At 32.3% G+C, this 25,002-nt stretch carries 22 protein-coding genes; 13 read left to right on the top strand and 9 right to left on the bottom strand.

Translation table 11 applies throughout. The features are described 5' to 3' along the window. Window positions 1-178 precede the first annotated feature (178 nt). On the top strand, window positions 179-1,138 hold the full coding sequence (locus VLC96_RS02005) for a TerC/Alx family metal homeostasis membrane protein (protein WP_325260377.1): 960 nt from the start codon (window positions 179-181) through the stop codon (window positions 1,136-1,138). A gap of 70 nt (window positions 1,139-1,208) precedes the next feature. Here VLC96_RS02005 and VLC96_RS02000 read toward each other — a convergent pair whose 3' ends face one another. Both VLC96_RS02000 and VLC96_RS01995 read right to left on the bottom strand, forming a co-directional pair. Beyond that, window positions 1,209-1,751, bottom strand: a complete 543-nt coding sequence (locus VLC96_RS02000) for a hypothetical protein (RefSeq protein ID WP_325260376.1) — start codon at window positions 1,749-1,751, stop codon at window positions 1,209-1,211. A 186-nt stretch (window positions 1,752-1,937) separates the two neighbouring features. After that, window positions 1,938-2,804, bottom strand: a complete 867-nt coding sequence (locus tag VLC96_RS01995; protein ID WP_325260375.1) for an alpha/beta hydrolase — start codon at window positions 2,802-2,804, stop codon at window positions 1,938-1,940. A 260-nt stretch (window positions 2,805-3,064) separates the two neighbouring features. Here VLC96_RS01995 and VLC96_RS01990 point away from each other — a divergent pair, with 260 nt between their 5' ends. Beyond that, window positions 3,065-3,787 (top strand): DUF4197 domain-containing protein, encoded by a 723-nt coding sequence (locus tag VLC96_RS01990; protein WP_325260374.1) that lies wholly within the window; start codon window positions 3,065-3,067, stop codon window positions 3,785-3,787. 261 nt (window positions 3,788-4,048) lie between these two features. Here the strand turns inward: VLC96_RS01990 and VLC96_RS01985 are convergent, their stop codons facing one another. The 3 genes from VLC96_RS01985 to pyrF form a co-directional block, all read right to left on the bottom strand. Then, on the bottom strand, window positions 4,049-4,834 hold the full coding sequence (locus VLC96_RS01985) for an alpha/beta fold hydrolase (protein WP_325260373.1): 786 nt from the start codon (window positions 4,832-4,834) through the stop codon (window positions 4,049-4,051). Between the two features lie 78 nt (window positions 4,835-4,912). Next, window positions 4,913-5,707, bottom strand: a complete 795-nt coding sequence (locus VLC96_RS01980) for an ABC transporter substrate-binding protein (protein WP_325260372.1) — start codon at window positions 5,705-5,707, stop codon at window positions 4,913-4,915. A 125-nt stretch (window positions 5,708-5,832) separates the two neighbouring features. Beyond that, window positions 5,833-6,651: an orotidine-5'-phosphate decarboxylase gene (gene pyrF / locus VLC96_RS01975; protein WP_325260371.1), complete on the bottom strand. Its 819-nt coding sequence runs from the start codon at window positions 6,649-6,651 to the stop codon at window positions 5,833-5,835. A gap of 159 nt (window positions 6,652-6,810) precedes the next feature. Here pyrF and VLC96_RS01970 point away from each other — a divergent pair, with 159 nt between their 5' ends. The 7 genes from VLC96_RS01970 (at window position 6,811) to VLC96_RS01940 (ending at window position 13,059) form a co-directional block, all read left to right on the top strand. Beyond that, window positions 6,811-6,996 carry a CsbD family protein gene (locus tag VLC96_RS01970; protein WP_325260370.1) on the top strand — a complete coding sequence of 62 codons (186 nt, stop codon included), beginning with the start codon at window positions 6,811-6,813 and terminating at the stop codon, window positions 6,994-6,996. Between the two features lie 357 nt (window positions 6,997-7,353). Next, window positions 7,354-7,920 carry a helix-turn-helix domain-containing protein gene (locus tag VLC96_RS01965; protein WP_325260369.1) on the top strand — a complete coding sequence of 189 codons (567 nt, stop codon included), beginning with the start codon at window positions 7,354-7,356 and terminating at the stop codon, window positions 7,918-7,920. Between the two features lie 5 nt (window positions 7,921-7,925). After that, window positions 7,926-8,372, top strand: coding sequence for a response regulator (locus VLC96_RS01960; RefSeq protein WP_325260368.1), 447 nt, complete (start codon window positions 7,926-7,928; stop codon window positions 8,370-8,372). A gap of 15 nt (window positions 8,373-8,387) precedes the next feature. Further along, window positions 8,388-10,604: a PAS domain-containing protein gene (locus tag VLC96_RS01955; protein ID WP_325260367.1), complete on the top strand. Its 2,217-nt coding sequence runs from the start codon at window positions 8,388-8,390 to the stop codon at window positions 10,602-10,604. Window positions 10,605-10,707: 103 nt separating this feature from the next. Continuing rightward, entirely contained in the window at window positions 10,708-11,268 is a 561-nt protein-coding gene (locus tag VLC96_RS01950; RefSeq protein ID WP_325260366.1) for a hypothetical protein, read from the top strand. Next, window positions 11,265-12,242: a YihY/virulence factor BrkB family protein gene (locus VLC96_RS01945; protein ID WP_325260365.1), complete on the top strand. Its 978-nt coding sequence runs from the start codon at window positions 11,265-11,267 to the stop codon at window positions 12,240-12,242. Before VLC96_RS01950 ends, VLC96_RS01945 begins: the two co-directional genes overlap by 4 nt. A gap of 154 nt (window positions 12,243-12,396) precedes the next feature. Beyond that, window positions 12,397-13,059, top strand: a complete 663-nt coding sequence (locus tag VLC96_RS01940; protein WP_325260364.1) for a DUF6565 domain-containing protein — start codon at window positions 12,397-12,399, stop codon at window positions 13,057-13,059. Between the two features lie 134 nt (window positions 13,060-13,193). Here VLC96_RS01940 and VLC96_RS01935 read toward each other — a convergent pair whose 3' ends face one another. From VLC96_RS01935 to purU, 3 genes are all read right to left on the bottom strand, one after another. Further along, complete coding sequence (locus VLC96_RS01935) at window positions 13,194-15,401, bottom strand: DUF5723 family protein (RefSeq protein ID WP_325260363.1); 2,208 nt, start codon at window positions 15,399-15,401, stop codon at window positions 13,194-13,196. Between the two features lie 121 nt (window positions 15,402-15,522). Continuing rightward, a complete protein-coding gene (gene prfA / locus VLC96_RS01930; protein ID WP_325260362.1) occupies window positions 15,523-16,599 on the bottom strand; it encodes a peptide chain release factor 1 in 1,077 nt (358 codons plus the stop codon). 385 nt (window positions 16,600-16,984) lie between these two features. Next, complete coding sequence (gene purU, locus VLC96_RS01925; RefSeq protein ID WP_325260361.1) at window positions 16,985-17,839, bottom strand: formyltetrahydrofolate deformylase; 855 nt, start codon at window positions 17,837-17,839, stop codon at window positions 16,985-16,987. 282 nt (window positions 17,840-18,121) lie between these two features. On the opposite strand from purU, the gene VLC96_RS01920 reads away from it, so the two are divergent. Continuing rightward, complete coding sequence (locus tag VLC96_RS01920) at window positions 18,122-21,574, top strand: methylmalonyl-CoA mutase family protein (RefSeq protein WP_325260360.1); 3,453 nt, start codon at window positions 18,122-18,124, stop codon at window positions 21,572-21,574. Window positions 21,575-21,685: 111 nt separating this feature from the next. Here the strand turns inward: VLC96_RS01920 and VLC96_RS01915 are convergent, their stop codons facing one another. Then, on the bottom strand, window positions 21,686-22,084 hold the full coding sequence (locus VLC96_RS01915) for a T9SS type A sorting domain-containing protein (RefSeq protein WP_325260359.1): 399 nt from the start codon (window positions 22,082-22,084) through the stop codon (window positions 21,686-21,688). Window positions 22,085-22,273: 189 nt separating this feature from the next. Here VLC96_RS01915 and VLC96_RS01910 point away from each other — a divergent pair, with 189 nt between their 5' ends. The 3 genes from VLC96_RS01910 (at window position 22,274) to VLC96_RS01900 (ending at window position 24,971) form a co-directional block, all read left to right on the top strand. Further along, complete coding sequence (locus VLC96_RS01910) at window positions 22,274-23,146, top strand: AraC family transcriptional regulator (protein WP_325260358.1); 873 nt, start codon at window positions 22,274-22,276, stop codon at window positions 23,144-23,146. Between the two features lie 324 nt (window positions 23,147-23,470). Next, the gene (locus VLC96_RS01905; RefSeq protein WP_325260357.1) at window positions 23,471-24,286 is read left to right on the top strand and encodes a DoxX family protein; all 816 of its coding nucleotides are present in this window, start codon (window positions 23,471-23,473) and stop codon (window positions 24,284-24,286) included. Window positions 24,287-24,575: 289 nt separating this feature from the next. Next, window positions 24,576-24,971 (top strand): hypothetical protein, encoded by a 396-nt coding sequence (locus tag VLC96_RS01900; RefSeq protein ID WP_325260356.1) that lies wholly within the window; start codon window positions 24,576-24,578, stop codon window positions 24,969-24,971. The last annotated feature ends 31 nt before the right edge of the window (window positions 24,972-25,002 follow it).

The following is a 25,002-nucleotide window of genomic DNA, read 5'->3' as shown; positions in this document are numbered from 1 at the left end:
TAATCATAAAAAAATGCCTTTGTAAATCGAAGGCATTTTTTTTTGCATTTTAATAACAATGTTTAATCTATACTATTACAACCATTAATAAACCTTTAATTTAATTATTTAATAATCAATAATTAGACTTTAAAAAACAAATCTTACATTTGAAATATATAACTAAAATCATTGTATTATGATCGTCTGGATATTATTCTTAGTACTAATAATATTGATATTGGCACTCGATTTAGGTGTATTCAATAAAAATCCCCACGTTATTAGCACTAAAGAAGCTAGTAAATGGACTGCTATTTGGATAGCCTCATCTTTTCTTTTTTCGGGAGTTGTATATTGGCTCTATACTACCAATTATGTTTTAAATCCAGATCGTTTAAGACCAGGAGTTGCTTCAATGAAATTTATTACCGGATATTTAATTGAGCTATCGTTAAGTATTGATAATATTTTTGTAATTGCATTAATATTTGCTTCATTCAAAATTAAAAACGAATACCAACACCGAGTTTTGTTTTGGGGAATATTGGGTGCGATAGTTTTTCGGGGGTTAATGATTTTCTTTGGCGTTTTGTTGATCAATAAATTTTCATGGACAACATATGTTTTTGGAGTCTTCTTGATATTTACAGCAATGAAAATGTTGTTTTCTTCTGAAGATGAAAAAGAATTTAATCCTCAAAAATCGATTGTCTATAGAATTTTAAGTAAAATAATTCCAATTTCTACACAAACAGAAAAAGAACATTTTTTTATAAAAACCGAAACAGGAAATGCCGCTACTCCATTGTTTGTAGCTTTAATTATTATTGAAGTAATGGATGTTATCTTTGCCGTAGATAGTGTTCCAGCGATTCTAGCAATTACATCAGATCCTTTCTTGGTATTTAGTTCTAATATTTTTGCGATATTAGGTTTGCGCTCTATGTACTTTTTCCTGGCAAATATGCTAGAAAAATTCAGTCACTTGGAATACAGCCTGATTGCAATATTAAGCTTTGTTGGGCTCAAAATGCTACTGCATGATTATATAGATGTTCCAGAATGGGCTTCGCTCGGGTTTATATTTGTTTCTTTACTTGTTGGAGTAATTGTTTCAATTAGGATTGCGGATAAAAAAGAATCCAATTTGGATTAATTTAAATTTATAATCATTATTTCAAAAAAAAAAGCTGTCAAATGACAGCTTTTTTAATATGATTAAGGGCTTAATATTTTAAAACCTTCACATTTGAATCATCAACATTATAAACTTTAATAACTGCATTATAATCGGAATAATCGATTTTTTTGGTATTTGCATTTTTACCTGTTGAAGCATATGTCAGATAGCCAGGAATTATAACAATTCTAAAAACTTGGTTCAATCTATATTCATTACCAACTGTTGCTAAATCATTTCCTTCTAAAAATATACTCACATCATTAATACTAAAATCAAAATTGTAACCAAAATTTTTAGTCCCATCGTCAAAATAGTATGTTTCTGGGAGTAATTTCCAAATATCAGCACCAGTATTAGTTGAGCCTGACAACCTATAAACCAAAACCATATCTGACGCTTGTATTGCAGGATTTAGTGGTATTAATGGTGCATAACCGTTTGTTGTATCAAACTTAACTCCCGAAACTTCGAAAACTTCACTATTAGGACCTGCTTCACCCGGAGGTCCTTCTGGTCCTTCAGGTCCTTCGCAAGCTTGAAACCCAAACATTGCTATTACTGTTAAAATTGTTATTATTTTTTTCATCTTAATTTTTATTTAAAGTTCGATAAAGGTATTTCAAAAATTAAGCCAAAAAAATTATTTTAAGTAATTTCAATCAAAAAAATTCAATCGATTTCGTTTTTTAACATAAAACCTTAACCTTACTCGCTAGTCTTTAAAATATTATACTTTATTTTTTTTTTAAACAAATAAAAAATATCTAACAAATTAATTAGCCATTGAACCGTTGGCTTTCCAAATTTTACTAAAAAACAACACCTGATAAGGCAACGAATTCTCCCAATATTCCCATGTATGTGCTCCGGGACGCTCTATGTAATCATGAGGAACTTTGGCATAAACTAATCTTCTATGCAATTCTCTATTAGGTTCAATCAGAAAATCATCAACGCCACAATCGATAATTAATGGCAGTTTATTACCCTTTATTTTATCGACCATTCCGATTACAGCATTTTTATCATACAAATCCTGATTGGTACTTTGATCTCCAAAAACAGGTTGCATTAATTTTATAACTTGATCATTTGGCTCTCTGCCCAACATCGTACCCATATCTACAGCCCCACTCATACTTCCTGCGGCACAAAACAATTCTGGATGTTTAGAAGACAAATACAAAGCACCGTGACCACCCATAGAAAGTCCAGCTATAGCACGTCCTTTTTTGTCATTAATAGTTCGGTAGGTTTTGTCAATTTTCTGAATCACTTCAGAAGTAATATAGGTTTCAAACTGACTTTCTTTATTTACGGGACTGTCAAGATAGAAACTAAATGTTTCGCCTTCCGGCATTACAATTATAATATTATATTGATCGGCTAAATTCTTTACAGTATTTTTATTAGGAGTCTTTGACACCCAATCTGCAAAATGTCCATAAGCACCGTGCAAAAGATAAAGCACCGGATAAGTCGATTTTCCTTTAGCATAAGAATTTGGAAGCACAACTGCCGCTTTATAATTCTTATTCATGGCCACACTAGGAATTTGCAAAGTATCTACTGTCGATGCAAAAGACAAAATGGTATTACCAAATAAAAATGCAATACATAGTATTAGTAATTTTTTCATATTTTAATTAATTATGTTATTTATAGTTGACATGTAAATATACGCTTTATACAAATAAAAAATAATTATCGCAAAACCGATTAAACAATTGGTTAACTATACAAAACCAAGTACAAACTATGGAATAGAATAAATCATATTAATTCAAAATCCTTTTTGAATATTATCATTTTGTTAAAATGATTAGTTTAAAAACTAAAACTACCAATTGTTTTTTATCCTTAAGTATGTTTCTCTACATTTGAAAAAAAATTAATAAAATGAAAAAAGCCCTACTCCTGCTACTACTTATACCTGCAATTAGCAATGCACAATTTAAAGACATTTTAGCGAAAGCTGCCGAAAAAATCGCTGCAGCTACCAAAACAAATAGCAATTTAGACATTGCTGCCGGATTAAAAGAAGCTCTTAACAAAGGTGTTACTGAACAAGTGTCAAAACTTACTAAAACCGATGGTTTTTATAAAAATGAAGCCGTAAAAATTTTAATGCCAGAAGAATTAGCAAAAGTTGATAAAACTTTGCGTAGAATGGGAATGTCAAAATTGGCAGATCAAGGTATTCTTGCTTTAAATAGAGCTGCAGAAGATGCCGTGAAAGAAGCTACTCCAATATTTGTAACCGCTATTAAAGACATCACAATAACAGATGCAAAAAGTATTTTGCTTGGAAGTGAAAATGCCGCAACACTTTATTTGCAATCAGCGACTACTACTCCGCTGTATGCCAAATTCAGCCCTGTAGTTCAACAATCGATTGGAAAAGTCGGTGCTGATGTGATTTGGACAAAAATAATTAAACAATATAATACCATTCCATTGGTAACTAAAGTAAATCCTGATTTGACAGATTATGTTACCAACAAAGCTCTTGATGGTGTTTTTAAAATGATCACTGTCGAAGAAAAAAATATCAGAACTAATATCAATGCAAGAACATCTGATGTTTTAAAGAGAGTATTTGCTTTGCAGGATAAAAAATAAAGACTTGCATCACCAAACCAAACAACTATAATCCAATTAATTATGGATTTGTAAAGTTTAAAAAATTTTATTTGTTAAAATTGAAATACAAAACTTAACTTTTATAAAATAACTAATAACAATTCCTTAACAACAAAACAAAAACATTATACTGATCTTTGCAATGTAATAAACTGGTTATTTATTATTTTGGTTTTGGTTAGTTATAAGATTGCCTGCATCTATACGGTGCAGGCATTTTTTATTTGGGTTATTTTCAGTTTATTTAGTGGTGTGGATAAAAGACAAAACGACAGAATTAAAAGTGTTTGGCTGCTCTACATTAACCACATGTCCGCAATTTTCGATTACAAATAACTGAGATGATTTATAATGACTTTCGACTACTTTGCGAACAGCCGGCAAAAACATATAATCTTCTTCACCCATAATGTAAAGTGTCGGAATATTTAATTCGACCTGACGAAACCACTTTAGCACTGGATTTATCTCGGCAGTAAGTTTAAACCACTTGATAAATTCTTTTTGATATAATTTCTTGGCTTCGGTAATAAAAAGTGAACGCGATTGTTTGTGACTTTTTTTAGGCATAATCACAAAAGCGAAAAACCTGTATAAAACCAAATACGGTAATACATATTTGAACGTATTTCCTAAACGCATTAATATTTGCGAACGAAAGTTCATTTTCAAAATAGCACCACCAAGTATCATACTTTGTACACGATTGGGATACATTTCGGCTAATTGCCGAATAAGAATGGTACCTAGTGAAATTCCGACGAAATGTGATTTTTCAATTTGCAGATGATCCAGAACTTCGAGAATGTCATGTGCCAGAGCAGAAAAAGTATATTTTTGTTTGAAAGCAGTTTTCAAAGTCGTCTTAGAATCTCCATGACCTCTTAAATCCAACAACAAAACATTATAATCTTTCTTAAAATCCCTAATTTGTTTGAACCAAATAGAGGAGCTTCCGCCAGCACCATGTACAAATGTTACCCATTGGTCGCTATTTTGGTTCTTATATATTGTGTAATTAATCACTTAGCTTTTTTGTGGCAAATATAGTTTTTTTTCAGGTGCTTACAACGTTGAATCACTACTTCGCTAAAGTTCAAACAATTACAAACTATTGTGCAAGTATTTAAAATAATTCAGAGCTTTCAGCAAACGGCTTCCATACCAAGAAAACATTTCACCATCAACTAAAATTGCTTTAGCATTTTGAGTAGCATTTACAATTTCGAAACCATCTTCAGCCTTAAAAGGAAAAGGCTCAGATGAAAGTAGAACCAAATCCAAATCACCATTAGAGTCTAAATTATCAAGTTCAATTTCGGGATAACGCTCCTGCGAAGCAAATTGATTTTGAAAATGGTTGAGTTGTAGCAACTCATCTATAAAAGTTCCTGAACCAGCCACCATATAAGGATTTTTCCAAATGAAATAACCAACATTCTTCACAGGGATCTCCTTCATAAAATTTTTAAAATCGCTCAAGGCAAAAGATAACTTTTCATTCCATTTCTTGGCTTCTGTTCTTCGACTAAAGAGTTTTCCAAAATCGGAAATCATTTGAAAATTATCTTCTAAAGTAAAAATATCAGTTATCCAAACAGGACAAATATCCCTTAATTCTTCAACAATTTCCTTTGTATTTTCTTCTTTATTACAAATGATAATATCAGGTTGCAACAAACGAATTTTATCAAAATTGACTTTCTTAGTTCCTCCAACTATTTTCTTTGTTGATTTAAAATGATACGGATGCACGCAAAATTTAGTAATACCAACTATTGAATCTTCAAGTCCTAAGTCGTATAACAATTCGGTTTGTGAAGGCACGAGAGAAACGATTCGCTGAGGCGTATTTTCAAAAAAATGTATAGTTCCCAGTTGGTCTGTAAAGATTTTCATTTTTTTAGAGTTACTAAGTCTCTAAGTTTCTGAGTTGCTAAGTTATACTTAGAGACTAATAACTGTTTTTTACGTACAAGAATCTTAGTACCTCAGTAGCTTAGCAGCTTTAAACTTTTAAAGAATTAAACTTTAGACAAAATGGTTGCCATTTCCTCTTGCATTTTCAACGCTTCTGTTCTTGCAACTTCAGCAAAATCAGTTCCATTTGAAGCATAGATAATAGCACGTGAAGAATTAATAAGCAATCCAACATTAGAATTCATTCCATATTTACAAACTTCAGAAAGACTTCCTCCTTGTGCGCCAACGCCAGGAACAAGCAAGAAACTGTCAGGAACAATTTTACGAATTTCAGTAAAATATTCGGCTTTGGTAGCGCCGACAACATACATTAAATTTTCAGCATTTTTCCAGGTTTTGGATGTTTCCAATACGTGTTTGTAAACTTCTTTACCATCAACTTGCAAAGTTTGAAAATCAAAAGCACCTTCATTTGAGGTTAAAGCTAATAAAATCGCGTATTTATTTTCGAAAGCAAGGAAAGGTTCAACAGAATCTTTTCCCATATACGGAGCAATCGTTACACTATCAAAATTCAAATCTTCAAAAAAAGCCTTGGCATACATTGAAGACGTATTTCCGATATCACCTCTTTTGGCATCGGCGATTGTAAAAATCTCAGGATGCTTTTCATTTATATAATCGATTGTTTTTTGCAACGAAGTCCAGCCTTTTATTCCATAGGCTTCAAAAAAAGCAATATTGGGTTTATAGGCAACAGCAAGATCATGAGTGGCATCAATAATTGCTTTATTAAATTCGAAAATTGGATCTTCTAATGTTAATAAATGCTGAGGAATTTTATTTAAATCTACATCTAAACCTACGCAAAGAAATGATTTTTTTAATTGGATTTGATCTTGAAGCTGTTGTGTTGTCATCTGAGAGTTTGTTATCCGGCAAATTTACAAACTTGAATTAAAAAACCTTGAAATTTTACAACATTCCTAAATAATTGTGTAATAAATTATGCGTACCATGCACATACATTTGTAAAATGAATATAAAAAAATGATTATTAATTTCTAAAACACATTGTCATGAACACTAATGAAATCAAAGGGAATTGGAATGAAATTAAAGGGAAACTAAAACAACAGTACGCTGATCTTACTGATGACGATTTGTTGTATGAAGAAGGTAAAGAAGACGAACTGTACGGAAAAATCCAAAAAAAAATTGGAAAATCTAAAGATGAAATCAATAAATGGATTGCTGAATTGTAATCCAAATTTTAACTGCCTATAATAATTTGTAACTTCTTGACTGATTTTTACAAATTGTATAGGCAGTTCTTTTAACTTAAATTAAAATCATACAATTAAACCTATTAAATATTTATTTCTACAATGTTAAGTTTTGAAAAAAAACTCAAAATTACCACTTTAACAAAAAAATACTTTTTTTAACACAATTCAATTGTAATCACATTCCCGCAATGTACTTATTTGATTACTTTTGCAATTATAAAGATTAAATAGCGTTTATAATAACACATCAAAAAGAATTAAAAACTAATCACTTAACTAACAATATTTTACAATATTTTTAATTATTTTTAGTGACTAAATAATTTTAGACCCATGAGGATATTTATTAAATTTGATTTCAACAACACTTGCAAAAAAATTCTGGAAGAGAAATTAGAAGAATGTCAAATAAAACATAGAATTTTAGGATTTGGGGAAGTTGAATTTTTAGAAAAAGTATCAACCGAAAAACTAAATTTATTTAGCAAGTCACTGGAACGATATGGAATTGAAATCGTTGAAAATCAAAAAACAATTTTGATACAAAAAATTAAGGACGCGATAACAGACATGGTCTTTAATGAGGATGCGAGTATAAATGTGAAAAGTTCAGTGTATTTATCAGAAAAACTGAATCATTCCTATGGATATTTATCCAACATTTTTTCTGAAGTAACTTATACCTCGATTGAAAATTTTATCATACTTCAAAAAATTGAGTACACTAAACAATTAATCATTAATAATCAATTGTCATTAACAGAAATAGCCTTTAAATTAAATTATTCCAGTGTTGCACATTTAAGTTCCCAGTTTAAAAATACAACAGGCATAACACCTTCGGCCTTTCAAAGAATTATAAATAAACGAAGGGAAATTACCACTAAAAACAAAAACTAAAAAACATGCAACACGATTCAATACTCATAACACTAGCAGACGACGACGAAGACGATAGATTATTTTTTACAGACGCTTTTGATGAATTAAAAATAAACACAATAGTCAATACTGTAAACAATGGTAAGGAATTATTAAACTACTTAAATGATCCCGATACCATTTTACCTAATATTCTTTTTCTGGATTTAAATATGCCTATCCTAAATGGGATAGAATGTTTGAAAGAAATTAAATCTAATGATAAGTTTAAAGATATTGTAATAGCAATCTATTCGACCTCATCTTCGGATCAGGATGTTGAAGACACTTTTGTTTTAGGCGCCAATATTTACATCAAAAAACCAAGTAATTTTGACAGCTTAAAAAAAATATTAGCAAACATTATAACTATCAACTGGCAATACCATACTAGCGGCTTGAATAAAGATACATTTTTACTAAGAGTGTAATCAATCACTAATTTTATGAAATACAATAGACAAAAATCTTCCGTTTATCATAAAATTATATTTACAATAAGCTTATTTATTTTACTATTCATAAGTGTGCTTACTGTAAAGCATATCAACAACATTTCCAATTCTACCAAGGTACTCATGCATACGTATGAAGTAAATTTAGAATTGGAACACTTGTATTCCTATATCAAGGATTCTGATAATAATTTTAGAAGTTATATTATCTCCAAAGATAATTTCTATTTGGTTATGTATCAGAATGATATAAAAAATGTAAATAGTTCTTTCTCTATACTTAAGGAGCTTAACAGTAAAGATCTAGGGCAGCAAAGAAATTTGGAAACTCTTTACAAAATGGTCAATAATCGTTATGAGTATATTGCCAATAACTCTAATCTGAACAAAAATGTAGATCTTACAAGAAACTACGATTTTAAAATGGTTTTAAAAGAAAGCGGCAAACGTTTGGCAGATATTAGAATTCTGCTTAACGACATGGTACATAATGAAAAAACAAACTTAAAGTTACAAAATTCGGTGTACGACAGACAAATTTATCTGACTCCAATCATAACATTAAGTATTTTGTTTATCACATTTTTGTTGCTGATTTTTACTTATATCCAAACCACAAATGATATTGAAAAACTGCAAACTACTAACGTCAAATTAAACAAATCACATTTTTTAAGCTCTCAGGCAGAAATTCTTTCTGAATTTGGAACTTGGGAATGGGATTTAAATAATGATAAATTAATTTATTCCAATAACTTATATCACATATTAGGTGTTGATCCACAATCATTCGAAGCAACTAAGGAAAATTTCATGAAATTTGTCCATCCCGAAGATGTTGAAATTGTAGATACAATGTTCAAAAAAATCACTGAGGACGAAGATCTCCCACATACTTATTTTAGAATTATAAGACCAAACGGAAAAATCAGAAATTTGAGATCTGTCGGGAAATTGTTTACTGATAATGTAGGCAATAAGACTGTTCTCGGTGTAACAAATGATATCACTGATGAACACAACAAAAATGAGCTATTAAAAAGTAATTATGAAGACTTAATTGCCATTAATAATCAATTAAAAATATTTGAAGAATCAAGTAAACAAGCTGAAATCCTTGGTAAATACGGAAGTTGGATTCTGAATTACGACACATTACATCTTACTTATTCTGATAATAGGTATCGATTATTAGGCTATGAACCACGGGCGTTTGAAGCTACTATTGATAACATATTTAGTTTTATTCATCCGGACGATAAAAAAGCAGTAGACAAAGCATTCAAAAAAGCTTTGACGACAAAGAAAATGCTTTCAATGAATTATAGAGTTATAACTAAAGATGGCAGGATACGTAATTTTAAAACTATCGCCAAATCGTATATCGATTTAAGCGGTAGTCATAGTATGATTGGGACTACCCGTGATGTCACTGAAGATTACAACAAAAGTTTGCAATTAAAGGAGCGTAACATAGAATTAGAAAAGCATGTAAAGGAGTTAAATGAATTCAATCAAGTTGCGAGTCACGATTTACAAGAACCTTTGCGTAAGATTCAAACTTTTATTTCTCGGATTAATAATAAAGAAAAGGAGAACATGAGCGATGCAGGCAAAGAATATTTGTCAAGAATTGAAATTGCTTCTGATAGAATGCGGGTTTTAATTGATGATTTGTTACAATATTCGAAAGCCAACAGATCTGAAAAAAAACTTGAGACAACAGATTTAAACCAGATATTAAGCGAAAGTTTATCGGAACTATCTCAAAATATTGAGGATAAAAAAGCTACGGTAAATCATAGCTCATTGCCAACAATTAATGGCATTCCGTTTCAGATGCAACAGCTTTTTTCTAATTTATTAAGTAACTCATTAAAATATTCTAAAGCTGATGTTCCACCAATAATTAATATTGATTGCTCTGAAATTATAGCAAAGAATGAAAGTGTCTTAAACGATAACAGTTCAAAAAAATATTATAAAATAAGTATTTCCGACAATGGAATAGGTTTTGAACAAAAACATTCCAAACAAATATTCTTGCTATTTAACCGACTTCATGGTAAAACTGAATACCAAGGAACCGGTGTGGGATTGGCCATTTGTGAAAAAATTGTAGAAAAACACAATGGTTTTATTTTTGCTACAAGTAATCCTAACGAAGGTGCAACCTTTACATTTTATCTTCCTGTTACCATTACATAATTTATTCAAGATTCATGTAAATGGAAATTTTATAAGACCACTCAATTAATTATATAATCGTCTTTTACAATTTCATTCCTAACTTAGCCTTAAAATAAAGCTGATGGAAAATCTGCCCATTTCTAGTCGATACATTTACAATACATTTTTGTTTGCTGTAATCATTTCATTAATAGTTGCTTGTAACAATCCAAAAAATGAATACAGCAATGCATTGTTTAAAAGTAGTTCACCGAAAGAGACACCAATAACAGATTTTACAACTATTGATTGTTTGAATGAATCAAATCAAAAAGTTATTAAACTATCTACAATCTCATTTCAACAGACTAAGAATCCTAAAGCACTTCGAATACTTTTGAAAATTAAAAATGGACATCAAAAAATTGATTTTAATTTAAAAAAATTGACAAAAGACAATTTAATAATCATTCCGAAACTTAATTATAACATCAACATAAATAATGATTCTATAAAAAGACGAAACTCTGATCGGTATATTTTTCGAACTTTAGATAACGAAATTAAAAACCAAATGGTATTAATGGATAGTCTTCAAAAAACTACACACAACAGTGATTTGAAGATTTTTGCATTACAATCTAAACGAACATTAGAAGAGAATAATAAAGCGTTGAAAACACTTTTAGTTTATCAGGAATGAACAATTTCAAACAATATATTATTTCATTGTTAAAGGTTATTAAGAATGCTGCCAACTGTTTTTCTGAACATAAAGTTTTAAAAATGAGTGCAGCTTTATCTTACACAACCATGTTTTCGATGGGACCATTGTTGTTAGTTATTTTGTTTTTATCTGATTTATTCTGGGGAAGAGAAGCCACGGAAGGAACAATCTATAATCAGATTAAAAGTTTTGTAGGTCCATCAAGCGCAGAACAAATTCAGACAATAATCGAAAATCTAAGTATTTCAAACAAAGGTCATCTTGCTGGAATAATCGGAGTTGTAACCTTATTAATTGGTGCAACATCTGTTTTTGCAGAAATCCAAGATTCGATAAACACTATCTGGGGCATTAAACCTAAAAAACAGTCCGGGTTTTGGCTTTATCTCAAAGCGAGATTATTATCATTTGGCGTAATTGGAAGTTTTGGTTTTATATTGCTAGTTTCCTTGGCCATTTCAACAATAATGGACACCTTAAGCCACCGATTTTTATCCCAGTTTTCAGACTCATTATTTTATTTAGTTTACATAGTCAATACTCTTATGACCTTTATTGTAATTTCATTATTATTTGGCGCCATTTTTACAATCCTTCCAGATGCCGAAATAAAATGGCGACAAGTCAGATTGGCTTCATTTACTACTGCAATATTATTTATGATTGGTAAATTTTTAATCTCATTTTACATTTCTAGTTCAAATATCCAGAATGTTTATGGCACAGCGGGTTCATTTGTTGTGTTGATGATTTGGGTTTATTATTCATCGGTTATACTTTATTTTGGTGCTGAATTTGCAAAAAATTATGCTTTAGAATTCTCAACAGCCATTGTTCCTTCAAAATATGCTGAGTTAGTACAATCAGTTGAGATTACCTCTGAAAAAAAAACTCTTCAACAAGCTGATGAAGAATTTAAAGCTATTAAAAGTAGCTCTTCATTAAAATAAATATCCATTTTCTTGAATTGTATATTTTATAATGGTAATTATATAAAACATTAAAACGAGGATATAACACATAGCCATTACTCTTGTTGCAACTTTGTAAAGAAGAATTTCAAATAAGGAAGAATTCAAATAACATAACCTAAAAACCATTAAAATGAAAAATCTAAAATTTACATTAGCCTTAGCAGCTACCGCAGTAATGTTTGCAGCGTGCAAAGACGAAAAACAAGAGAAAGCACAAAAATCGCTAGATACTTATAGCAATTATGTAGATTCTGTAAGCAATATTACAAAAGAGAATGCCATTGAAAACTGGGCAACAATTGAAAGTGATTACACAAAACTAAAAACAGATGCCGAAGTCTCATTAGCAAATGCAACTGATAAAACAAAGTTGCAAGCCAGTTTAGATACAACTTCAATCAAATATGAAGAATTCAAAACCAACATTTTAACAGAGAAAGAAAAATTAAACGAAAACAATTCTAAAACATCAAAATTCAAAGCGCTGTTTGGAGCTGGTTATGTAGATGATGACATGAAGTTCAATTGGGTTAACAAGGACAATATTTTAAGTGTATATGAAACCTTTGTAAACACAGTTCAAAAGAATAAAGACTCCTATTCCCGCGAAGATTGGGACGAAATAAAATTGGTTTATGAAGCATTGGATTCAAGAAAAAACACTGTTGAAAAAGAAGGCTTATCTAGCCATGACAATAATAAAATTGCAGGATTAAAACTTAAGTTTGCGCCAATGTACACTGTTAATAGAATTGGTGCCAAATCCGAAGAAAATGCCGAAGCAAAAAAATAACCTTTTTACTTTTACTTATTTTTAAATTCTTTAGTCGTAATATTTTATGAACTCTTAATTGAGTTATAGTTTTTTTTGAAAAAAAAATGAGGTCCTCACAGACCTCATTTTTTTTAATAATTAATTAAAGAAAACTATAATTTTCCTTCGTATATAGTTCCAACATGAATTACTTCTGTTCTTCTGTTTTGGGCTCTTCCTGCAGCAGTTTTATTACTAGCAACTGGTTTGGAAGCTCCATAACCTTTATACGTTAAATTTTCAGGTTTAACACCTTTAGCAATTAAGGCATCCATAACTACTTTAGCTCTTGCTTCAGAAAGTTTTTGATTTACTTTAGCATTACCTACGTTATCAGTGTGGCCTTCAATAGAGAATTTAGCATTTGGATAATTTTTAATAATATCTTTAATAGCATCTAGTCTACCATCTGTTTGACCTTTATCTGCTCCTTGCAAAATAGCTTTTCCTGTTACAAAATATACTGCTCTTGCTTGAACTTTAAGTTCCTTCAATACTTCTTTTGTAACTTCTGGACAACCTTTGTTACTTGCAGGACCCGCAATTGTAGGACAAGCATCGTCTTTATCTAATACTCCATCTTTATCAGCATCAAGTTCAGGACAACCTCCATTTGCAACCAATCCTTTTTCGTTAGGACATTTATCATCTTTATCCAATACTGAATCTCCATCAGTGTCAGGCCAAGGACAACCTTTATTTTCAACTGGACCGGCAACTTTTGGACAAGCATCAACATTATCAAAAACAGTATCGCTATCTGTATCTCCCCAAGGACAACCTTTGTTTTCAACAGGACCAGCAACTTTTGGACAAGCATCATCTTTATCTACAACAGAGTCTTTATCAGCATCTGGCCAAGGGCAACCTTTGTTTTCAGCTGGACCTGCTTCTGTAGGACATTTATCATCTCTATCTAGGATATCATCTCCATCTTTGTCTTTAAATTTCTTTTCGTATACAGGAATTTTGAATCCAAAATACACATCAGCACCTTTAGATTCTTTTGAAAATGCATTGGTAATCAAAGAACTTGAACCAACAAATATTGGCCCAAAACGCAATCCTGTTCCAACTTGCATTCCGCTATATTCCATATAATTGATTGGCAATGAGAAAGTAAACCATCTTGTTTCATAACGTGGAGTCAACATCCACGTATTTTGAGAATATGTAGAATTTGTAGCCAACTTATCAACCAAACTCACATTACCTGTCATGTTCAAATAGAACTTTCTATACATATTCCAATCCACATCAACATGCAACATAGTAGGCAAATTCGTTTTTGAATCTTTATAAGTAGTAACTGGCTGTCCGTAATGAGCCTCCAAGAAATCTCCTAAATTATCAAAGTCAGAATTCTCAATATCTTGTGCAGAAACTACACCGTTGATATCATATAGGTCATGTCGCATATTTTTATATTTGATAGAACCAAGATCAGTAACAGAAACACCAAAACGTAATTTGTATTTATTCAAATCTCTAAAATTATTATCTGAAGCTTTAGCTTTGCTCAAATCATAAGACTCATAATCTGGTCTCCACTCATATATCAAACCAAAATCAGCTCCAACACCTTTTGAATCAGGATTGAATTTCACATCTTCGTCTCCAATAATATAATCCGGACTACTACCAATAGTAACTGTACCGGTAGTAACCAAAGGACTCGTTATAGGATTACCCGTTTGAAGAAAAGCAGCTGTTACATTGTTTCCATCAACGTATGAATTAACGCCACCAATTAAATATTTAGCAGTGAAACCTCCCTTTAAGAAATGTTGTTTGCTCTGCCATAAAACCGCAGCATATGAGGCACCAACCTCAGCCCAGGTATGTCCAACAAATTTTGGGCTTCCTACTGGAATATTAAAATTATTGGCATCATCTAAACCATCTTTTAATTGATCTATCAATTCTCCATTTATATTATTTGCATTTACAACAGCTCTGGCTCTTGAAAAAATAGCAATTGAATGTTTTGGAGCGATATTAAACATAAAAGAAGGCCCCATAATATCAGAATAAATTATCCCTCCATTATTTTTAGTTGGAGTTTTTACTCCATCTTTGTTAAAATCATATGAGCTTTTTGATAAATCGAATAAGCTAGCACCATAGTAATCATTGTTTAATGAACTACTGGTTGAAAATAAATTAATATCAGTTTTAAAACGAGAATCCACAATCGAGGCTGGATTAAAAAGTACTCCCTGAATTCCAGCATAATTATCCGGAATATACCCCATATAAGATTGGGCATTTGATTTGATAACTGAAAATAAAACAAAAAGAAATAGTAAAGATTTTTTCATTTAAAAGATTTTGGGTTATTATTAATACAATTTTTATTATACAATTTTATTTAGATATAAAAAAACACTTAGCTATCATTACAAATAACTAAGTGCTTTATTTACAGAATATTATTTTTTTTTAGAAAACTTCACTAGCTTCTTTTAGTTTTTCCATATTGTTCACCAACTGTAATTCGTCAACAATTTTTTGGATATCACCATTCATGATATTTCCTAAATCATATAATGTTAATCCAACGCGGTGATCGGTAACACGCCCTTGTGCATAGTTGTATGTTCTAATTTTTGCAGAACGGTCACCAGAACTAACTTGTGAAGTACGTTTAGTAGCATCCTCAGCTTGTTTTTTGGCTAATTCCATTTCGTACAAACGAGAACGTAAAACCGTCAATGCTTTGTCTTTATTCTTATGTTGTGATTTTTGATCCTGACATTGAGCCACCAACCCTGTTGGAATGTGCGTCAAACGTACAGCAGATTTCGTAGTATTTACCGATTGTCCTCCAGGTCCTGATGAACAAAAGAAATCTACACGAACATCATTCATATCAATTTGTACATCAAACTCCTCAGCTTCTGGAAGTACCATAACTGTTGCTGCTGATGTATGTACACGTCCTTGAGTTTCTGTTTGAGGTACACGTTGTACACGGTGCACACCAGCTTCAAACTTCAAAGTTCCATAAACATCTTCTCCTGTAACTTCAAAAATAACCTCTTTGAAACCACCCGAAGTTCCTTCGTTCATATCAACAACTGAAGTTCTCCAACCTTGACTTTCGCAATATTTGGTATACATTCTGAATAAATCTCCTGCAAAAATACTCGCTTCGTCTCCACCAGTACCTGCACGAATCTCTACCATAACGTTTTTGGCATCTTCTGGATCTTTTGGAATCAACATAAATTTGATTTCGTCCTCCAATTGAGGCAATCTTTCTTTTGCTTCTTCTAGTTGCATTTTAGCCATTTCCACCATATCAGCATCACTCCCATCGGCAATGATTTCGTTGGCTTCATCAATATTGGCCAAAACCAAAATATATTCTTCACGCTTTTCAACCAAGGCTTTAATTCCTTTATATTCTTGATTCAACTGCACGTATCTTTTCTGATCTGCGATTACATCCGGCTGAATAATCAAATCCGAAATCTCGTCAAAACGCTGTTTTACATATTGAAGTCTATCTAACATCTCTATTTTCTTTATTTCTTCTCTATTAGTTTTTTTTTCAAAAAGGCATACAAACCTATTAATTGAAATTTTATTTTCTAAACTTTACAATTAAAAAAACATACTTCGGTTCGGAGTGCAAAAGTACAAAAAAAAGTATTCAATCAGTAAGGTTCTTTTTCAGATTAAAATCTCCTTCTCTGAGATTGCTAAATCACATATTTAAACTGATTTCTATTGTTTATTTTGGAGCATAAACAGCAGGATTTCTAAGTAAATTTAGTCCTGCTGTCCACTATATCTTTTTCTTTTTAAAGAAAAAAGAAAAAGGATGCCGTTCCCATCAGGGCTAAATAACAAATATTTTAGTTCTTTATCATCATTCAAAATGAAAGCCTAAGAACTACTACGAAAATACAACAGTTTTATTATTATACACCATCGTTTTTCGCTCAGCATGAAGTTTTATTGCTCTTGCAAGTACGATACGTTCCAAATCCCGACCTTTCATAATAAAATCTTCAATCGAATGGCTGTGAGTAACTCTCGAAATGTCCTGTTCGATAATTGGTCCTTCGTCTAATTCTTCGGTAACATAATGACTTGTCGCTCCAATGATTTTCACTCCACGTTTGAAAGCTGAATGATACGGTTTCGCCCCCGGAAATGCAGGTAAAAAGGAATGATGTATATTAATGATTTTGTTTTTGTAAAGTGAAATCAAATTTGGAGTAATGATTTGCATATAACGAGCCAAAACGATAAAATCAATATTGAATCTGTTCAATAATTCAATTTGCGCCTTCTCCCCTTCTTCTTTATTGTCTTTGGTAAAAGGAATATGAAAGAACGGTATATCAAATTGCTTGGCAACCGATTTTAAATCTTCGTGATTGCTTATAATCAAAGGAATTTCCAAAGGCAATTCGCCAGCACAATAACGTCCTAATATATCGTACAAACAATGATCGTATTTTGAAATGAACAACGCCATTCGAGGTTTTTGATCTTGTGGATACATTTCCCAAGTCATATTAAAAGGAGTCGCAAGATTTTCCTGAAAATGTTTCTTAATCGATTCGATATTCCAATCTACGCTACTAAACTCACATTCTAAACGCATGAAAAAAACATTTCCATCTGCATCAACATGCTGATCCAAGTAAATAATATTTCCATCAATTGAAGCAATATAATTTGTAACCGAAGCGATAATCGCTTTTTTATCTTCGCAATGGATGAGTATGGTAATTTTTTGCATTGGTTTTAATTTGTGAGATAAAAATATTTGAATCCTAATTAATAATTGTTTAAAAAATGTTTTAAAAGACAGTGCTTTTTTCAGAAATAAAGTTCCATTTTTAACTTTCCTGAGCTCGTCTTTTCTATTAAATTTGGTTTCGAAAATACCATTTTTTTACCAAAACCAGCCTGTTTTCTTGACAAAAAACTCTATTAACATATTTTGTGTTTTATATTAATTTTGATGAGTTTTATTTTAAAATTTACGTAAATTGCACCATAAAATTATCATATTCATAAAATGGAATCAACAAGTCCCTATACCCCTACAAATAAAGTTCGAATAGTAACCGCCGCATCTCTCTTTGATGGACACGATGCAGCGATTAATATAATGAGAAGGATTATTCAGTCAACAGGAGTTGAAGTTATTCATTTGGGACATGACAGAAGCGTTGAAGAAGTAGTTAATACCGCTATTCAAGAAGATGCAAATGCCATTGCTATGACCTCTTACCAAGGAGGACACAATGAGTATTTTAAATATATGTATGACTTACTTCAGGAGAAAGGAGCTGGTCACATCAAGATTTTTGGCGGTGGCGGTGGTGTAATCCTGCCATCAGAAATAGCCGAATTACAAGATTATGGAATTACCCGAATTTACTCGCCAGATGATGGACGAGCGATGGGATTGCAAGGAATGATCAATGATTTGGTGCAACGTTCTGATTTTCCAATTGGGAATAAACTGACCAACGAATTGGATTTAATCGAAGATAAAAAGCCAACAGCAATTGCACGCTTAATTTCGGCAGCCGAGAATTTTCCTGAAATCGCAAAACCTTTCTTTGATACTATTCACGAAAAAAATAAAACATCCAAAATTCCAGTTCTTGGAATTACAGGTACAGGTGGTGCGGGAAAGTCGTCTTTGGTTGATGAATTAGTGCGTCGTTTTCTAATTGATTTCCCAGAAAAAACCATTGGATTAATTTCTGTAGATCCTTCAAAACGTAAAACTGGCGGAGCATTACTTGGTGATAGGATTCGTATGAATGCTATTAATAATCCTAGAGTTTATATGCGTTCATTGGCAACACGTCAATCTAATCTTGCCTTATCCAAATATGTTGCCGAAGCCATTGAGGTTCTAAAAGCAGCCAAGTATGATATTATAATTCTGGAAACTTCGGGTATCGGACAATCGGATACAGAGATTATCGAACATTCAGATGTTTCTTTATATGTAATGACACCAGAATTTGGTGCAGCAACTCAATTGGAAAAAATAGATATGCTTGATTTTGCCGATTTAGTAGCTTTGAATAAATTCGACAAACGTGGTGCTTTGGATGCGATTCGAGATGTAAAAAAACAATATCAGCGCAATCATAATCTTTGGGAGGTAAGTCCAGAAAACATGCCGGTTTTTGGCACAATTGCTTCCCAATTCAACGATCCAGGAATGAATACTTTGTATAAATCGATCATGGATAAAATCGTTGAAAAAACAGACGCAGACTTGAAATCGACTTTCAAAATTACTCGTGAAATGAGCGAGAAGATTTTCGTAATTCCTCCTCACAGAACACGTTATTTATCTGAGATTGCCGAAAACAATAGAAAATACGATGCCATTGATTTGAGTCAGGAACAAGTGGCTCAAAAATTATATGGAATTTTCAAAACGTTAGAAAGTGTTTCAGGAAAAGTGCCGGTGATTAATAAAGCCGGAATTGATGAAGATTCAGTATTGCCCGGCGCTTTAGAATCAGAAAGACCAGGTGTAGCCGAAAATAAAATCTTTCTAAACCTTTTATTAAATCAATTTGATAAGGTAAAAATGGATTTGGATCCCTACAATTGGGAAATGATTTTGACTTGGAATGAAAAAGTCAATAAATACAAGAATCCAGTTTATACTTTTCAGGTTCGTGATAAGGAAATCAAAATGGCCACTCATACCGAGTCGCTTTCACATTCACAAATTCCAAAAGTAGCGATGCCTAAATATCAGGCTTGGGGCGACATTTTGCGATGGTGTTTGCAGGAAAATGTTCCGGGAGAATTCCCTTTTGCTTCTGGTTTGTATCCATTTAAACGTGAGGGTGAAGATCCTTCCCGTATGTTTGCCGGTGAAGGTGGACCAGAAAGAACTAACAAACGTTTCCACTATGTAAGTGCAGGATTGCCAGCAAAAAGGCTTTCTACCGCTTTTGACAGTGTGACTTTATATGGAAATGATCCCCATTTGCGTCCTGATATTTATGGAAAAATAGGAAATGCAGGAGTTTCTATTTGTTGTTTGGATGATGCCAAAAAATTATATTCAGGATTCGATTTAGTTCACGCCATGACATCAGTGAGCATGACAATTAATGGACCGGCTCCTATGTTGCTTGGTTTTTTCATGAATGCCGCTATCGATCAACAATGCGAACATTATATACATGAAAATAATCTTGAAGCTGAGATCACCGATAAAATCAATAAAATATACAAAGAAAAAGGTGTAGAACGCCCGCATTACCAAGGTGATTTACCCGAAGGAAATAATGGTCTGGGATTATTTCTTTTAGGAGTAACTGGAGATCAGGTTTTACCTTCTGAAGTATATGAAAAAATTAAAGCTAAAACGCTAAAGAAAGTCAGAGGAACAGTTCAGGCAGATATTTTAAAAGAAGATCAGGCTCAAAACACTTGTATTTTTTCAACTGAATTTGCATTGCGATTGATGGGTGACGTTCAGGAATATTTTATCAAACAAAATGTACGAAACTTTTATTCGGTATCTATTTCTGGTTATCATATTGCCGAAGCTGGCGCCAATCCAATCACGCAATTGGCTTTCACGCTAGCAAATGGTTTTACTTATGTAGAATACTATTTGAGTCGTGGCATGGATATCAACGATTTTGGGCCAAACTTATCGTTCTTTTTCTCCAACGGTGTCGATCCGGAATATGCTGTAATTGGTCGTGTAGCTAGAAAAATTTGGGCGAAAGCCATGAAAAATAAATACGGAGCCAACGAAAGAGCGCAAATGTTAAAATATCATATTCAGACTTCTGGACGTTCTTTGCACGCGCAGGAAATTGATTTCAATGATATTCGTACAACTTTGCAGGCTTTATATGCAATTTATGACAACTGTAATTCATTGCATACGAATGCTTATGACGAGGCAATTACAACACCAACTGAAGAATCTGTTCGTAGAGCAATGGCCATCCAGTTGATTATTAATAAAGAGTTAGGCTTAGCCAAAAATGAAAATCCAATTCAAGGTTCGTTCATAATCGAAGAATTAACAGATTTGGTTGAAGCAGCAGTTCTGGAAGAATTTGACCGAATCACAGAACGTGGCGGGGTACTTGGCGCAATGGAAACGATGTACCAACGTTCTAAAATTCAAGAGGAAAGTTTGTATTATGAAACATTGAAACATACAGGCGAATTCCCGATTGTAGGCGTTAATACGTTCTTGAGTTCCAAAGGATCTCCAACCGTAATTCCAGCTGAAGTAATCCGTGCCACCGAAGAAGAAAAGCAATACCAAATCACGATGCTCAATAATTTACACCAATGTCATGCTGAACTGGTAAAAGAACATTTGGCAACACTTCAGGAAGCAGCTATCAAAGGTGACAATCTATTCGAACATTTAATGGAAGCCACCAAAGTTTGTTCTTTAGGACAAATTACTGACGCTCTATTTGAAGTTGGCGGTCAATACAGAAGAAATATGTAAAACAAACAATTGATTATCACCAATATTTTGAGTTTTTCCCATAAAAAAAACAGCTTCAATACGAAGCTGTTTTTTTATGATTTTGAATCAGTAAGCTTGCAAAAACAACTACTAGTTAGCAGCTACTTTTTGATTTTTTACTTTTAATGGTTTTTGAACTTCTGTAACTGATTTGCTTGACAATGTAGAACCTTTAGTAGTAACAACAATTTCATGAATTACTTTTTTTGAATTCGTTTCTACTGCCAAAAAATATGTTCCTTCTGGGAATTCTTCAAGGCTGTAAGTTTTCAAGATACCTTCTTTTCCAGTAACAGTTTCAGAGTAAATAACATTGTCATATTTATCTTTAATAGTTACATGCGCTCTTTGAAGTTGATTGATAGCAAAAGTAATTTCTTTTCCATTCCCGCTCATTACTCTTAAAGAAAAATCGCCGTTATCTGCATAAGTACTGATTGTTGTCATTGCAACTAACACTACTAAACTAAGTTTTAAGATCGTTTTCATATGTTTCTTTTTAAAAATGTTTAAATTCTAATTTTATTTTACAAAGGTAATTATGCAATCGATTACATAACACAACAGGATTTTCCAATTTATATGCTATTTTAACCCTACGAAAACGTTATAGGTTAATTTTTGACAATATAAGACAACTTTTCGGTAAATTTGAGTAGTTTTTCTAAAATAAAGCAAATGAAGAAAATAAGCCCAACACTCGAAATTATCAGCCCTCCTTTTGGTAGTTCATTTAACTTTTCGAAGTATGATGAAAATTCCAATTGCAAATCGGATTTGTGGCATTACCATCCCGAAATAGAACTCGTTTTTGTAAATGGCGGATCAGGCAAACGACAAATAGGAAGCCACATTTCCTATTATTCAGATGGTGACTTGGTTCTTATTGGAAGCAATTTGCCTCATTGCGGCTTTACCGATGAACAAACCGGAAATAAAAACGAAATTGTCATTCAATTGCCGGCTGATTTTCTAGGAACTGATTTTCTAAATGCTCCAGAACTCAAAAACATTCAACAGCTTTTCCAAAAAGCAAAAAGAGGAATTGCATTTGGCAAAGAAACCATCAAAAGAATTGCACCTATAATAGACGAGATGGGATATCGAAATAATTTTGACCGATTATTACGTATGATCCGAATTTTGAACGACCTCGGAACAAGCGACGAATACACCATTCTAAACGCTGACGGTTTTGCACTTGAGTTACAAGTTCAGGACAATGACCGAATCAATGTGGTTTTTAACTATGTGAAAGATAATTTTCAAGAACCCATTCATCTTGATACAGTTTCTGATATGGTGAGCATGACTACACCTTCGTTTTGCCGATATTTCAAGAAAATTACCAATAAAACATTTACTGCTTTTGTCAACGATTACCGTTTGGTTCACGCCTCAAAACTCTTATCCGAAAACAAAAAAAGCATTACCGAAATAAGTTATGAAAGCGGATTCAACAACTTCAGCCATTTCAATAAGTCTTTCAAAGCATTCACCGGCAAAAGCGCCTCACAATACAGAAATGAATTAAAATCTCTTGTAGAGTAATTCTAATTTTAAAGCGTAAAGTTTCATTAGGAGCTGATTCCTGCTATCCGCTTCAAACGAAGTTCACTACACTGCCATGAATAAAACATAGTAAAGTAATCTTCTAGGCTCAATCCAAGCCCACAAGGATTCCTGTTACTCTCATGGTTAGATCTGTTGTTTTCAAAAAAAGCCTATAATCTTTACAAACAACTGAACACCAGTTGATTATTTAAAAAAGATTCAAAACAAAAATCTACCTCATCATTATTTTAGTTACAATTTTATACATTTGATAGTTATCCGAAATTTATTCTTTGACTATTTTATCTAACAATAATATCAATGAAAGGAGTTATCAAAATCGGCCGCTTATTTTATGGCATCAGCATTGTTGCTTTAGGAATACACCAACTTATAATCAAAAATTTTCGTTCCGAAATTTTATCTCCATTTCCTGCATGGGCTCATAGCAATATTATATTTCCCATTCTTACAGGAATAGCTTTAATTTTCGCAGGGATTATTATTTCAGGATTATTCCAAATTAAATTTGTCAATACAAAAAAGACATGCCTTTATTTAGGATTTTCTTTTCTTGTAGCTCTCATTGCTTCTCATCTGCCTTATATATTAATCCTTAGTGCTGGAAAAACTTTGGGTTTACAACCTTGGATTGACGCTGCCGAAGAATTAGCATATAGTGGGGGTGCATTTGTAATGGCTGGCTCATTTTCAGATAGTATTAATAAGGATGAAAATAATCGATTTACAATATTATTAGAAAAGCTTATTCCATTTGGAGGAATTTTTTATTCAGTGCTTATGATATTATTTGGAGTCAGTCATTTTCTTTTTGCAGCTTTTATAGCAACATTGGTGCCAAAATGGCTACCATTTCCAATGTTTTGGACTTATTTTTTTGGTATTGCGCTTATCATTTCGGGCATTTCAATTATTTTCAAAATAGGAACAAAACCAATTTCCCTTCTTTTAGCATTCATGCTTTTACTTTTTTTCCTATTCTTTCATATTCCTGAAGCCATTTCGAACCCTTCAACAGGTGGTGGGAATGAAATTGTACGCGCATTTGTTGCGTTGCTTTTCTGCGGAATTGCATTAGGGATCGCATCAACAAATAATCCGAAAAGACAGTTTTAATTACGATATCCTGATTTGCAATCAGGACAACAAGTATTTCAACTCCTATCAGACTTGAGGTTTTGCATTTCAGAAGAACTATAAAATGTGAGCATCAAAAGAGTTAAACAATTGTTAACTACTAATAATCAAATACTTGCTAGTTAAATTTAAAACAAAAACATGACGTTTATCATTATACACGTATGTTAAATTGGGTAGTTTTGCGTGATTTTATTATACATATAAATGGGTAGTGGTCAGAATACAAACCCCATCACGAAACAAAACACTTAACGATATAAATATAATGAAAACAAGAGTAAGCACATTGATTTTTGTACTATTTGCTACGATTACATTTGCTCAAAGTACATCTGAAGCACCTATTCAAAATATTTCTCCGGATAGCACAGTAGAGTACAGGCTTTTTTCCACACGAAATACATGGACGTTTATTAAGTTAAACACAAGAAACGGACAAATGTGGCAAGTTCAATGGCATTTTGAAAGCGAAAAAAGGTTTGAGACAATATTATCCGACATATCGCTGGTAAATAAAGAAGAAGAGAAAAATGGTAGATTTTTTCTTTATCCAACAACAAACTCATATAATTACATTCTGCTTGACCAAATAAACGGCAGAGCGTGGCAGGTGCAATGGTCAATAGAAGTTGAAAAAAGGATGGTTACTCCAATATACTAAAATAAAGATATGAGTGTCAGTGTTGGATATC

The organism is Flavobacterium sp. (assembly GCF_035456085.1).
In the GTDB taxonomy this organism is placed as follows: Bacteria; Bacteroidota; Bacteroidia; order Flavobacteriales; family Flavobacteriaceae; genus Flavobacterium.
The sequence above is the reverse complement of the archived record's forward strand: the minus strand, read 5'-3'. Positions and strand labels throughout refer to the sequence as shown.